Genomic DNA, 13,761 nt, shown 5'->3' on the forward strand with positions numbered 1-13,761 from the left:
GTATGACTTCGCTCGTAACGCTCGATTATGTGTCCATTGTGCTGTACCTGGTACTGATGGCGGGGATCGGCTTGTTTTTTAAATGGTACGTGAAGGATATTAACGCGTACACCAAAGGCTCCGGAGCCCTGCCGTGGGTGGCGGCGGGTATTAGCAATTTTATGGCACTGTTTAGTACCTTCATCTTTGTGGCTTACGCGGGTATTTCCTACGAATACGGCCTGGTATCGGTAACGGTCCTCACCAGCACCGTGCCGGCTTGTGTGATTGCGGCGGCGGTTTTTGCCAAGAAGTGGCGGCGGTCCAACGTCTCGACGCCCGTGGAGTACCTCGAAACGCGTTTCAATTCGTCCTTGCGCCAAACCGTCGGGTGGGTAGGTATCCTGATGCGTATTTTGGACAATACGGTACGGCTGTACGCGATCGGCATTTTCCTAACGGCCGTTACGCCCCTATCGCTCCCGATGTCAATGATACTTTCCTCCATCATCGTGATTGCATTCACGCTCTACGGCGGCTTGTGGGCCGTGTCGATCATGGGTACCGTGCAGTTCATCATTCTGCTTTTTACCTCCATCATCCTATTTTGGCTTTCCCTCGACCAGGTTGGCGGTTTTTCGGCTATTGCTGAGAAAATACCCGACCACCTGCGCTGGTTCAACGGACCCAAGGGGCAGTTTTTCTGGCTGGGCGTATACTACCTGATGGTCATCATCAAGTACAACGAGAATTGGACTTTCATCCAGCGCTTCTACTCGGTGCGGGACGAAAAAGAAGCGCAAAAAGTAGGGTACCTCAGCGCCGCTCTGTTCCTGGTCACTCCCATTATTTTCCTGGTGCCCCCGATCGTCAGCCGGATTCTGATGCCCGAACTACCCGACAAAGAAATGGCGTACGTCGCCATCTCGAGCCTGCTGCTCCCGCCCGGACTCATGGGCGTGATGATCGCCTCCATGTTTGCGGCCACCATGTCGTCCCTCAACTCGGAATATAACGTCATCGCCAGCGTACTGTCAAAGGATGTCTACCAGCGGCTGATCAACAAGAAAGCAACCGACAAGCAGTTATTTCTCGTCGCCAAAATCGCTTCCGTGCTGGTGGGTCTGTTGGTCATGCTGGGGGCCTTGTTTATTCAGGACTTTGGCGGCGCTTTTGAAGCCAACAAGCTGTTTACGGGCATATTGGCCATCCCGATCGGGATTCCGCTGGTGCTGGGTATCGTGAACCGGAAAGCGACGCCGCGCGGAGCCATGCTTACAGTAGTAGTCGGTTCGATTACGGGCGTCGTACTCAATGCGTTACCCCAGTATTTTTCCTGGGAAATGGCCACGACCCTCGAAGTCATTGTTTGTCTGGTCATTTTCTACGCTTCGGGCTTGCAGCGGCCGGGCCATGCGGCCTACCTCGAACGGGTACGCGAATTTTTCAAAAAGCTGGATACGCCCATCGTGGACAAACCCTCGGTAGACCGGAACTTCGAGAAAGCCTTGAAGTACCTCTATGCCATCTCACTTTTATTCTCTTCGGTACTATTCATCGGCATGGGCTTGCCCTACCGCAATCAGCTCAGTGGCGGCCTGTCCATTGCCTCGGGTATGGTTTGTTTATTTATCGGCCTGGTAGTTTGGTGGGCCATGAAGAACACCGTTATGCCTCCGCCGGACACTATGCTGCCCAAAGAAGGAGAATCGCGCCCCGTGAAGGTACCTGACGAGACAAATATTAAAATGTAAATTCCAACATGAATAACCTCAACAACAAAACTGTATTCATCACCGGTGCCTCCAAAGGAATCGGAAAAGCGACGGCCCTGCAACTGCTCGAGCTAGGCGCCAAGGTGTTCGACTTTAGCCGTACCAACCAACTCGCCGAGGAAGTACCTCACGAAAACCTTCGCTCGTTTCGGGGCGACGTGAGCGTGGAGGCCGACGTAGCCGCGGGCTTTGCGGCCTGCGTGGAGGCCTTCGGAACGGTGGATGTACTGCTCAACAACGCCGGGCTGGGCTTCCTGACCACCGATCTTTCCGAAACGGATTTGGATACCTACGAGCAAATGGTGAACGTGAACATGCGCGGCGTGTTTCTGTGCAACCGCGAAGCGCTTAAGATCATGAAACCCAGGCAAGAGGGCCACATCGTGACGGTGATCTCGATGGGCGGGCAACGCACCAACGCCAACGCCCCCGTGTACTGCGCGTCCAAATTTGGCGCGCGCGGGCTCAGCAGCGGCCTGGCCGACCAGGCCATCAAGCTGGGTATTAAGGTGACGGACGTAAACCCCGGCCCCACCGACAGCGACTACTGGGGCGACCGCCCCGTTCCCCGCCAAAAATTCCTGAAAGTAGACGATGTGGCGCGGGTCATTGTGTTTGTGCTCAACCAGCCCGCCGAGGTACTTATTCGGGAAATCAATTTTGACAACATGAAATTTTTAGCGGGCTAGCCCCAGGCTACCAGGAGCCGCTGGATCAACCACGCAATACAATGGGACTTATGAAAGCAAACGGAACAATAAAAGAACTATCCTTCCCGATTCCGACTTCGGAAATGCGGGAAAGGTACCTGCGGCTCTACACCGGGGCGGTCAACGACGTACTTCGCTTCACGTACAACATGCACGCCACCAGCCTGCCGTCGGCCTTTGCGCCGCTGCGGGAAGAAATGAAGATGGCCGGACAGGCCTTCACCATCAAGGGTGCGCCCGACATCACCACCGACGGCGAAATGGAGCTTCGGGCTCAGATGCTCGAAGACCTCACCCACGACTCCGTGGTGGTGTGGGACTGCACCGGCGACACCGTGACCTCCCAGTGGGGCGAAGTAATGACTATGGCCGCCATCCGGGCGGGCTGCCGCGGAGCTATCGTCAACGGCATTCGGGATACGCAGTCCATTCTGGAGCAGCGTTTTCCGGTATTTCATAAGTACAAATCCAACACGGGTATGCTGGGCCGCTTTAAAATGTACTACTACCAAAAACCCATCCTGATGGGGGAGGTGATCGTCAACCCCGGCGACTGGATTTTTGGCGACATCGACGGCGTCATTGCCATCCCGCGCGACATCGCCTACGAGGTACTTTTGGCGGCGGAGGCCATCCTGCACAAGGAATCGGGCATTAAGGACATGGTAGAAAGCGGCATGACGCCCACCGAAGTCGTTAAAAACGGGGGGTACTTTTGAGCCATTTTTCCACCATACGATCCGAGAAAACGGCAGACGGGGTACCCCAAAGTACCTCCCGGTACCTTTTCCTGACCGACGCCGAGCGGGAGCGGATTTTGGCAAAAATCCAAGTCCGTGATCCGCTGATAGGTACTTTCTTCGACGCCCTGCGGCAGCGGGTATACCGCCGCGTGCAGCGCAAGAGCCTGCACGAACTGGGCGACGCCACCGCCTGGTACTACCCGGCGGCCGAGTACCTTTCTGACGCCGCCATGTTGTACGCACTCCAACCGGAGCCGGTGCTGGGTACCTGGCTGCGCTCCGTCACGCTGGACGTAGCCCGCAGCGCCACCTACGACTGGGTAGGCCCGGCTTTTCGGAGCCACGCCGAGCCCTATACCGGCCACCTCGAAACCGCCCACCTGTGCTGGGCCATGGCGGCGGTGCTGGATCTGGCTCCGGAGGTTTTTCCAAAAGAAGAATTAACGGAAGTAAAAACCGCGCTCCGCGAAAAGGGCCTGGTACTTTGCCAGCGCTGGCTCGAAAAAAATACCCACCTGGCCAACTGGCGCGGCATCATGACCTCCGGTCTGCTGGTCGCGGCGGCGGCCCTGGGCGACGAAGTACTTCTGGACAAGTACCTGCCCGAGTGGCAGCGCTGCACCCAGGCTTTCCAGCCCGACGGCTCCTACGGCGAGTCGCTGCAGTACGGAAACTACCTGGCCTTTGCGCTCATGCTGGCCTACGAGGCGCTGGCGCGCAAGTACCCCCAGCGCGCCCGCCAACTGGATGTAAGTACCTACGCGAAAGGCCTCGATTGGATCGCCAGCAGCCTGTTTTACGCCAAGCCGATGGCGAGCTGGGGCGACGAGCCGCGCGCCCGCGCCGCCAACTTCAACGACAGCGCCGCGCTGTTCCGCTCCTCGGGCGATCTGCTGCTGCACGTAGCGACGCGGCAGCAAGGTACTTCGCAGGCGGGCCTGGCGCGCGGGTTGTTCCAAACCTACTACGAACCCGTACCTTACCAGGGCCCGCACGACCTGGCTACGTTTGGCATGGTGAACGACTGGGGCTTCCTGACGCTCCCGTTGCTCACCCACGAGGTACCTGGGCTAAGCCCCGCCGAAGTACCCCTGCCGCTGGTCAATACCTTCAGCAACGGCCACGCTTTCGTGCGCGACGCCTGGGACGGCCAAACCATCCTGGCCATCAACGGCGGTGGCGATGACCTCTGCGGTCCGGGTCATTTGCACGGCGATTTGAATAGTTTTATTCTGGTGCATAAAAAAGAGCGCTTGCTGGTCGATCCGGGCCATAGTTGCTACCGCAACCTTATTCACGGCCTGGAAAGCGCCTCACAAACGCACAATACCTGTACTTTTTTAGTCGATAAAGACGAGCTGGGTTTGCAGGAAGACCTGGCCAAAATGGCCTTGCTGGAACAAAAAAGCGTACTGGCCCGCCGCCAAATCACGCCCGACGGCCTCAGCGCGCCGATCCGCCGGGGCAATCGTCGCCTCATTGCCGAGCGCGACGACTGTGTCTCCGTCGTGGGAGCGGAGGCCGGAAGTACCTACGGAACGCCCATCCGGGAGTTTACGCGCCTGTGGCTATTGGCCGGGAGCCATATACTGTTTGTGGTGGATACCATCGTGGCCGAGCGGCCCGTTACCACTATTTGGAACTGGCTCGTCAACAACCGCGACGGCAAGGCGGAGGTACTTTCAAACGATAATGCATTAGAAGTGAGAAGAAACCGTGCGGGCATGAAGCTCTTTCACGCGGGCGAAAGTACCCTGAGCCATCCCGTCTACGGCTACGTACACGATGCCTACCACGTCGAGCCCAACCAGCGCGGCGAGGGCCAGCCCGGCAGCGGCTTGCTCTACCGATTTACCGAAAAACAAAGTACCCTGAGCCGCACGGTGGTACACGCCATTGCGCTGGATGAGGCTGCGTACCTGGGTACCTGGGCGCTGCACTCGGACGAAAATAGCCACACGCTCACCAACGGCCAACGCACCTGGACGCTGACGCTGCACGACGGCCAGGCGGAACATTTGTCGCTGGTGTCGGGGCACAGGCGGCGTTGGGACGTCATCAAAGGAAACGATACGTACACGCTCCAACGCATTGCTCCCCATGACCCCTCGTAAGGTAGTTTCCCGGCTTAGGTACTTTGTTCTGATCCTCACGGCGGTCCTTGGCCTTTCTGCTTCCAAGCCACCCAAGCGGCTGGATTTGTACCTACTCATCGGGCAGTCCAACATGGCCGGTAGGGGTGAGGTGGAGAAAGGTACTCAGGCCACGAATCCCAAAATCTGGGTCATCAACGCCCAGAACCAGTGGGTAGAAGCCGCCGACCCGCTGCATTACGACAAGCCGTCGGTGGTAGGCGTGGGACCAGGGCTGGCCTTTGCCCAGGAGATGCAGCGTCAAAAATCTAAACGACCGATTGGTTTAATTCCCTGTGCGGTAGGAGGGAGCGGGATCGACGACTGGCAACCCGGCCAAAAGCACGAGCAAACGGGTATCTTCGCCTACGACGCCATGCTGAGCCGGGTCAAAGAAGCCCAGAAACGGGGACGGATCAAGGCCATTTTGTGGCACCAGGGCGAGAACGACAGTAACCCCGAGAAAGCGCAGGTGTACGAGCAAAAGCTGGAGGCCTTTATCCAGCGCCTACGGAAAGATATAAATGCTCCCAAGGTACCCTTTATTATGGGTACTTTGGGCGATTTTTATACCCAAAAAAATCCCAACGCTTTATTGATCAATAAAATACTCACCGAATTTCCCGAGAAAAATCCCAACGTGTACGTGGTATCAGCCGCCGGCCTGACCGACAAGGGCGATACCACGCACTTCGATGCCGCTTCGGCGCGTGAGCTCGGGAAACGGTACGCCGAAAAACTATGGAGCATTCTGAAAAAATGAGATTCTTAGGCGTAGATCATCCCGCCCTGGCGGCCAACGACGTAGAGCAGCTCGCCACCTGGTACTGTGAGGTACTTGGCTACGAAAAATGGTTTCACCACCCCACGGGCAGTCCCCAGGGCAAGCCCGTCTGGATGCTCAAAGCGCCCGATGGTACTTTGCTGGAAATCATGCCCAAAGACGCCACGCCGCGCCCCGAGCGCACCACCTGGACGCCGGGTTGGTCGCACGTGGCTTTTCGGGTGGCTGATATGGACGCCGCCATCAGGTACCTCGACACCCACGGTATCAACTGGACCAGCGAAATCATCAACGCCATCGGTGGCGGCAAGGTACGCAACGCCCTCGACCCGGACGGCAACATGATCCAGATCCTGGAACGAGCGGGCCTGAACTAGGTACTTTGTCATCCCGAGGCAACGATAGATCCGAAGGCCGTGCCAGAGGTACTTTGCGTAAAGGTACCTGAGTGCCTCCCAATCAATGAGTCAAGTAACCCTTAATTAGGTCAAGAATGAAAGCGCTGTTTTATACCGGCAATAAAACGTTTGAAATCCAGGAAAGTACCCCTGCGCCCCTACAACCGGGCGAAGTACGGCTGAAGGTAGCCTACTGTGGTGTGTGTGGTACCGACGTCCACATTTACCACGGCAACATGGACAAGCGCGTGCAGATTCCGCAGGTGATCGGCCACGAGGTATCGGCCGAAATTGCCGAACTCGGCGAGGGCGTGACGGGCTGGCAGGTTGGTGACCGCGTGGCCGTGCGTCCCCTCCAGCCCGGTGCCGAGCACCCTTCGGATTTTGGACAAAACCACATTGGCAAAAACCTGAAGTTCATTGGTATCGATACCTCCGGTGGCATGCAGCAGTTCTGGAACGTACCCGCCTATACGCTCCACCGCTTACCCGAAAATTTATCCCTGAAGCTGGGCGCGTTGATCGAGCCGTTGGCCGTGGCCTGTCATGATATACGCCTGGCCGAGTTGCGGAAGGACGAGCAGGTGGTGGTCATTGGCGGCGGGCCCATCGGGATGCTCATTGCGCTGGTGGCCCAACATAAAGGAGCGAAGGTACTTCTCTCGGAAATCAACGGCGCGCGCCTGGAGCTGGCGGCCTCGTTGGGCCTGGCGACGGTCAATCCGCGGGAGGAAGACCTGGTGACGAGGGTCGAGGATTTTACCCAGGGCGCGATGGCCGACGTCGTCTTCGAAGTATCGGGCGTGCAGGCCGGCGTAGACGCCATGACCCAAGTACCCCGCGCCCGCGGCCGCATCGTGATGGTGGCCATTCACGCCCAGCCCAAGCCGGTGGATCTGTTCCGGTTTTTCTGGCGCGAGCTCAAGCTCATCGGCGCGCGCGTCTACGAGCCCGAGGATTTCGACGAAGCCATTGCCTTGGCCGCCAGCGGCCAACTACCCCTCGAAGCCATCATTACGCAGGTAGCCCCGCTCGCCGCCGCGCAGGAAGTGTTTGAGACTATCGATGGCAATCCGGCCGGGCTTAAGTACCTGCTGGCTTGCCAGTGAGGGGGTGCTTTAGTTCAAACATTGGGGTATACGGTAAGTTATTTTCTATGTGTTGATATGGCGTGGCCTAGCGAGAAGTGTCGATTTTTTTTAGGAGGTAATTATAGGGAAGTGGACACTATTTTACAAAAATGAGGTCTGCTTTGTAAAGTAAGTTTACTGGGATATATTATAGCTGAGTTTTACAGAAGGCAACTAAATGCCTTGCTTTTCATTGAGAAGCAACACTTTTTGAATCTTTAAAGAAGTCAGAAAGCTTTGTAAAGCTAAAGCCTAAAAAAAAGTAATATGGATTTTGGTCTCTTGGTCTTAGTAAATGCAGATTGGCACCATAACCAAAATATATTTTATTTCTAAAAAGCCCTGCTTGAATTCCAGTCCCAATCTCTACATCCTTTCCAGTACTAAAATCGAGGTAAGAAATATTAATTCCAATTGAAGGTTCTACAAAATTGATAAATCTATTTTTTCTTATAATTTTTTCAGTTCCATTCCTATCGACCAACTTTATACCTCGATCAAGAGAGTTAAAAGTCCACATTAATACAGCACCGCCAGTTCCTTTGAAATTACTTGGTGAAAGCAAGGTGTCCTCTGTAGAAGTTGGCTCATTTATCCTTTTAACTAAAGAAAACATATCAGCTATTTCGAGTTTCCATCCAGTGTCTTTTAGATAGTATTTGCCTAAGGATAGCCTGGGAGGATTTTGGTTTACATTGATTTTTGAGTCTATTTTCCACGTAACATACAAATTGAGTACCTCGCCATTCTTTGCTCCACTTTTTCCAAGATCTATATTTGCATGTACTAATTTTTTGTAAATTTCACGTCCTGCTAGCTTAGATAGTTCTTCTGATATTTCTGGAAAATAATTTATAATTAAATTATAATATTTTTCTCTAATTTCTACATCATACTCATTTCTAATTGAATCAATTTTTTCTAAAGTAATATTCTTTTTCAAAGCTATTAGTTGTGAATCCTTTCTATCCAAAATAAACTCTAGTTCAGATCCTTTAAATCTTGATACTAAATCTAAATTCAACATAGTTTCATTTATTAAATCTATGTTTTCTGAAAATTTAGTGGCTAATGTATCTTGATTCTGTATATTTAAATTAATAGTGCTTAACAAAGTATTTGAGATTTCTAAGGATTTCTTGATGGTCTCATAATTTATCAAGTCTTTATTCATTAATGAAAGTAGAGCTTTTTTTGCATCGATACCACTTTCTTCAAATGAGTTAAGGTAGTTAAGAGTTATGCCTAGCTTTGCTTTGCAGTATTTTAGTGATTTTGAATACTGTTCTATAAACAAATCTCTTTGTGCTTTATATAAATAAGAATTTTTTAATTCGGATAATATAGGATTTATTTCGTTAATATTTTCTATTTTGATTATTCTTCTATAAGTTTCAAAATTAGATATGTAATGCTTGGATGTGCTAAGTAATTCATATAAGCTAACAGCTTCTTTGATAAATTTATCAATATTTTGATAGTATTCACCTGATTTTTTTTAATTTTTTGATTAATAGTTGTGCTTTTAGATTTATTTTTTTGGATAAATTCGTTTTGTTCTTCGTCTAATGATTCAATATCAGTTTGTATTAAAGTATTTTCTTTAATTGTTTTTTCTGCCAAAAGTGTTAATTCATTAAATTTTTCTTCAATATTTTTGTTTTTAGTTAAATCCATAAGTGTAAAATTATTATAATACAATGTATTAAGTTGGTAATTGTCATTAGCTTCTCTTAAATCTAAAATCATGTTTAGTATTTTTTTTGATAGTTGTAAAGGTGGGTCGGACTCTACACCAATTCTTTCTCTTTCAACACCTACTTCAGAATATGGGCTAACTTCAATCTTTCTGCTACCATCAGGGCCTGTAATGTCAGCTTCTAAAGAAATTTTGCCTTCAAAATCGGTGTTTTTAATTAACCCATTAATGTCAAATCGAATTTCTATTTCACCATCTTTATCAAGAAAATGATATTTTTGGTTAGGGAGCCTAGAATTATCCTCCCATTGCCAAATATTGTCAAACCTTTCCTGCCTTTCACTTTTTCTATATATTATATTAATATACTGTCTAGGGTCAATTTTTTTTATATGATTATCTGGCGGAAAAACAGATGTTTGACCTGACTGGGATCTTACGTTTGAAAAGAAACATAAGAATATAAGTGAAGAAAGAAGAAGTGTTTTCATTTTTTATCGGTTCCTTTTTGAGTGCTATAAATAATTTATTACAACAGTTTTATATACAGAATCGGATTTAGCTGCTAATTTAGCCTTCATGATAAAAAATTAGTGCTAATAGATTTTAAACAGTTTAGAAAATTTGAATGCTTATGAAGCTACTTTAGGAAAGCTACAAGATAAATTTGCTATTTACTATACATAAGCTCAAAAAACTTATCCAACGGTATGCCTTTTTTGTTTGTGGTTAGATACAATTAACTGATTTATAAATCAGTTCTTAATTCTTTTATGGAGGTTGGCATACTAAAAGGAATACAGTTAGGCTAAGAAACGCTATTTTAAATAAAAACTTCAGTAGCTAAGTTGTTATTCTGATCAGTTCCATAAAAACACAAAGCGCAACCTCCTCTCGAAGACTGCGCTTTGTATTATTTCTAAGTACCTTACTTCGCGGGTGTAATGACAATATTCCGGTACTCTACCGGGCCGTGGTCGCCCTGGATGTAGAGCGGGCCGGGTTCGCCTTCGTTACTGTCGAGGTCCCGGCCGGTGACGCCCGGAATTTCCTGGTTTGTTTTGCGGGTAAAAATACGATATGGTTCAGGACCAACTACCGATCCAGCAACTTATGGTACAACGCCATATAATAGGGCAGCAGAAAAAACGTTCCCTCGTGTTCGGAGTAGCCGTCGCCTTCCGAGGCGTTGAGGGCAAAACCATCCCGATCCTGCCGAACGTGGGCGCGTTCATCCACCGGCAGGGCCAGGCCGTCGGTACGCCAGCCCATGTCCTCGCTTTGGCCGGGGGTACCGTCCAGTACTACATCCAGCCGGTGGGTATTGTGCATGGTGTACCCAATCAGGTCCAGGGGTATTTTTTGCAGGTTTTCCAAAATATACGCTGGGTGGTTGGCGGCCCGGTAATGGGTTTTGACCACGGAGGGCGCGTACAGGTGATTTTCGGGAAACAGGTCGGTGCGGGCAAATGCCTTCTGGTCCACCAGCCGGGTGAATTCATCGGCCAGGGATTCGTAGATCGTATCCCAGAAAGCATTTTTCTGTTTGCTGATGTGTAACCAGGCATTTTCCAGCGATTGCCGGTACATGAGCAAGAGCGCGGGATCGGTTTCGTATTTCAGAAGTCCGTACAGGCTCATCAGGCACAGGTTGTTGTCCCAGGGCACCACATTCTCAGCCGGGAAGTACTCCTTGGGATGAAGCGCGAAAATATGGTACTGGTAGGTATCACGCAGTTTTTTGGCTTCCGCATCATACTTTACGTCGCCCGTAACATGCCGGGCAACGTTCAAAAACGAAAGCATCATCATGGAATTCAGGCCGCGTTGGTCGTAGCCGTACACCGAGCTGAAGTACTCCGGCGAAAAATCTCCCCAGCGGGTTACCTTCCCATCGTGGTCAGTTAGTTTATAGCCGTGTCGTATAAGGTGATCAGTGATGTCGCCCACCACCTGTCTGACCTCCTGCTTCTCCTGCTCGGTTTTGGCGACCAGGTCATAGTAGATGCCGTAAAAGAAGTAATGACCGGCCAGTTCGTCCGAGCTGGTGTCGATCTTGTAGAGGTACTTGCCATCCTTACTTTTGGGGAAACGGGGATAAATGTCTTTCCACTGGGGGTCGGTTGCCTGGCGTTTTTTGTTGTACTCCCGTCCGTACTGCTCGTTGACCGGCTCGTGCCAGTCGGCGGGGATAATGACCCGGGCCGGAAAGCCGGGCTCGTGGGTGATGTCCACCAGCCATTTACAGGCCCGGAAACTACGAATGGCCAGTTCTCTGGCTTTGGCGCTGCCCGTGGCGGCGTAGCGGAAGGCTTGCGCGGCCCCGTACATGGCGGTGTACATGCCGTCATTGTCAGAGATGGCCACTTGCGAACTTTCGATCTGGAACTGCTTTGTTAATTCGTTCTGGGCGATAAAGCCCATGCGGTTGTGGCGGGTTTCTACTTGGTTGGTAAAGTAGTCGGCTTTGGCTTCCAGCGTCATTTCCCGGGGTTCAATCCGGCTGATGCCCCCGCGGGTAGCGATCCAGGCCGTTCCGTTGGGTTGAACGGCGATGTCCAGCACATGGTCGTTGGGTAGCCACCGCCGACTGGCCCGGTACCTGAAAAAGTCGTTTTGTGCTACGATAGCCCCCCGCTCCGTCCCGAACCAAACCGTCCCATTCGGCCCGGCGGCGGCGCAGGTAAACTTCGTGTAGGGTAGGCCTTCCTTGCCCGTAAACAACCTCCACTGCTTGCCATCCAGGTACCCCACGCCCTCATCGGCCCCAAACCATAGCCGCCCTTGTGAATCAACGGTTAGCGCCGCTACATTCCGCAGCGACCAGCTGTACCGGCTATCGGCGGGGTATAGCTTTACCGGCTTTTTCCCCTCATACAGGTACAGTCCCTGATCCGTACCTACCGCCCAGCTGTTTTTGTAGCGAGCCTGGGCGAGTACCCTGGTTCCTTTCGGGACGGGTGCCTTTTCGATATTCCTGACGGGAGATTTACCCGTCGCAGGAACCCAGGATTCGTCCTGAAAGGTATACGAGGTACCCTTGGCCTGCGCGGTGAGAGTATTGTCCTTCCAGTAGATCTTATCAACCGGACCGGCGGGCAGCCCCTGTTCTATGGAGTAGACAGTAGCCACCTCCTGGACAAATTTTCGATCACCTATATTTTGGGCCAATAACGTGGATGAAAAAAAGAGGCAAACCGGGAGGAGGTACTTCATGACAAGAAAGGGGATAAGAAAGTGCTAAAAAGGTATATAGGCAATACTACCCTTTTAGAGAAAGAAAGGACTACTGAGCCGTGGTCACCTTCGTTACTGTCGAGCACTTATCCGGAGATGCCCGGAAATTCCGGGTTGGAAATGACGCGTTACTGGAAAGAATGGGGCTGGTCCCCAAACTATTTCCGGACGAGGTACTTCGCTCAGAAATCATCGGCGCGCGCGTCTACGAGCCGGAGGATTTCGACGAAACCATCGCCCTGGCCGGGCTCAAGTACCTGCTGGCGTGCCAGTGAAGGGGTGTTTATTGGATTTGCTCTGGTAGGTACCTACCTCTTGGTCAGCTCTGACTCCGATTTAAGTACCTCGTCTCCGTCTTCTTGTTCAATGAGGTAGGCTGGTTCGTCGTCGGTGGCATTGCGGGTTATTTCGCTGCCTTTGATGGTGCGCGTCACCTTCTTTGTGAATTTCTCTTGCACTATACCCGTAGCGGTACCTTTTCCCCAGTGCCATTCCACTTTGTCGCCTTGCTGGTAGCTCATCGTCGTGTTTTTTGTAAGAACCTGGCTGCCCAAAAAAAGTTTGACCGACCCTCTAGACGGAGGATCGGTCAGGGATGAAATGGTACAAAAGGTACTTAACCTTTAGCTGGCTAAAAAATTAATCGCCTGTTTTAGGGTACGTTCATTATGCGTGACGGGATCGGTGTAGGTACGCTCTCCCACTTCGATCGTCACTTCTTTTCCCACCAGTTGCTTCGTGTCTAATTCTCTCCCCGCTTTTACCTCGATACCGGCTTCCTCAAACAGACTAATAATGGCGGGCATACCCGCCTCTGATTGGTAAAAACGGTGGGTAACGTAGCCTTCGTCGTTCTCGAATCGTACGGCAAAAAAAGGAATCCCCTTGTTTTCGCTGCTGCCCTCCTCAATGTCAGTGATTGTGACGCGTTGCCGACCATCAGCGAGCAACGTTTTTTCCTGGCCTTTTTCTACTGCGATTTTCATACGTTTTAGCTTATATTTTATTTATATTATAGAACAGCACAAACTATATTTGTTTTGTAATATAAACATCGTGCCAAGCTTTCCGTTTTCCTTACATCTACCTGCCTCATGAATAACGGTATCTTTGATTTGGATCATTTTCACGAGACTGAAGAAGGTGCGCAAACATTCCGAGATTCTTAGTGGGA

Annotated in this window: 13 protein-coding genes; 8 read left to right on the plus strand and 5 right to left on the minus strand. The window is 51.2% G+C overall.

All coding sequences use genetic code 11. The annotated features are described in order from the left end of the window. Positions 1 to 2: 2 nt before the first annotated feature. From HNQ92_RS26390 to HNQ92_RS26420, 7 genes are all read left to right on the plus strand, one after another. Entirely contained in the window at positions 3 to 1,733 is a 1,731-nt protein-coding gene (locus HNQ92_RS26390; RefSeq protein WP_184179154.1) for a sodium:solute symporter family transporter, read from the plus strand. An 8-nt stretch (positions 1,734 to 1,741) separates the two neighbouring features. After that, entirely contained in the window at positions 1,742 to 2,443 is a 702-nt protein-coding gene (locus tag HNQ92_RS26395; RefSeq protein WP_184179156.1) for an SDR family oxidoreductase, read from the plus strand. Between the two features lie 50 nt (positions 2,444 to 2,493). Continuing rightward, positions 2,494 to 3,183 (plus strand): RraA family protein, encoded by a 690-nt coding sequence (locus tag HNQ92_RS26400; protein ID WP_184179158.1) that lies wholly within the window; start codon positions 2,494 to 2,496, stop codon positions 3,181 to 3,183. Continuing rightward, positions 3,180 to 5,321, plus strand: a complete 2,142-nt coding sequence (locus HNQ92_RS26405) for a heparinase II/III domain-containing protein (RefSeq protein ID WP_221307550.1) — start codon at positions 3,180 to 3,182, stop codon at positions 5,319 to 5,321. The genes HNQ92_RS26400 and HNQ92_RS26405 overlap by 4 nt, the downstream gene beginning before the upstream one ends. After that, complete coding sequence (locus HNQ92_RS26410; protein WP_184179160.1) at positions 5,308 to 6,102, plus strand: sialate O-acetylesterase; 795 nt, start codon at positions 5,308 to 5,310, stop codon at positions 6,100 to 6,102. The genes HNQ92_RS26405 and HNQ92_RS26410 overlap by 14 nt, the downstream gene beginning before the upstream one ends. Next, on the plus strand, positions 6,099 to 6,500 hold the full coding sequence (locus HNQ92_RS26415) for a VOC family protein (protein WP_184179266.1): 402 nt from the start codon (positions 6,099 to 6,101) through the stop codon (positions 6,498 to 6,500). The genes HNQ92_RS26410 and HNQ92_RS26415 overlap by 4 nt, the downstream gene beginning before the upstream one ends. A 116-nt stretch (positions 6,501 to 6,616) precedes the next feature. Next, on the plus strand, positions 6,617 to 7,630 hold the full coding sequence (locus HNQ92_RS26420) for a zinc-dependent alcohol dehydrogenase (protein ID WP_184179162.1): 1,014 nt from the start codon (positions 6,617 to 6,619) through the stop codon (positions 7,628 to 7,630). Between the two features lie 211 nt (positions 7,631 to 7,841). On the opposite strand, the gene HNQ92_RS26425 is transcribed toward HNQ92_RS26420, so the two are convergent. The 3 genes from HNQ92_RS26425 to HNQ92_RS26435 all read right to left on the minus strand — a co-directional run bounded on the left by HNQ92_RS26425 (position 7,842) and on the right by HNQ92_RS26435 (position 12,566). Continuing rightward, positions 7,842 to 8,948, minus strand: a complete 1,107-nt coding sequence (locus HNQ92_RS26425) for a hypothetical protein (RefSeq protein WP_184179164.1) — start codon at positions 8,946 to 8,948, stop codon at positions 7,842 to 7,844. A gap of 80 nt (positions 8,949 to 9,028) precedes the next feature. Continuing rightward, positions 9,029 to 9,841, minus strand: a complete 813-nt coding sequence (locus HNQ92_RS26430; RefSeq protein WP_184179166.1) for a hypothetical protein — start codon at positions 9,839 to 9,841, stop codon at positions 9,029 to 9,031. Between the two features lie 604 nt (positions 9,842 to 10,445). Continuing rightward, on the minus strand, positions 10,446 to 12,566 hold the full coding sequence (locus tag HNQ92_RS26435) for a hypothetical protein (RefSeq protein WP_184179168.1): 2,121 nt from the start codon (positions 12,564 to 12,566) through the stop codon (positions 10,446 to 10,448). A gap of 80 nt (positions 12,567 to 12,646) precedes the next feature. On the opposite strand from HNQ92_RS26435, the gene HNQ92_RS26440 reads away from it, so the two are divergent. Beyond that, the gene (locus HNQ92_RS26440) at positions 12,647 to 12,862 is read left to right on the plus strand and encodes a hypothetical protein (protein WP_184179170.1); all 216 of its coding nucleotides are present in this window, start codon (positions 12,647 to 12,649) and stop codon (positions 12,860 to 12,862) included. Positions 12,863 to 12,895: 33 nt separating this feature from the next. Here the strand turns inward: HNQ92_RS26440 and HNQ92_RS26445 are convergent, their stop codons facing one another. After that, positions 12,896 to 13,108 (minus strand): hypervirulence associated TUDOR domain-containing protein, encoded by a 213-nt coding sequence (locus HNQ92_RS26445; protein WP_184179172.1) that lies wholly within the window; start codon positions 13,106 to 13,108, stop codon positions 12,896 to 12,898. A gap of 102 nt (positions 13,109 to 13,210) precedes the next feature. Continuing rightward, positions 13,211 to 13,573, minus strand: coding sequence for a hypothetical protein (locus tag HNQ92_RS26450; protein WP_184179174.1), 363 nt, complete (start codon positions 13,571 to 13,573; stop codon positions 13,211 to 13,213). Positions 13,574 to 13,761 lie beyond the last annotated feature (188 nt).

The sequence above is a fragment of the Rhabdobacter roseus genome (genome assembly GCF_014202275.1).
In the GTDB taxonomy this organism is placed as follows: domain Bacteria; phylum Bacteroidota; class Bacteroidia; order Cytophagales; family Spirosomataceae; genus Rhabdobacter; species Rhabdobacter roseus.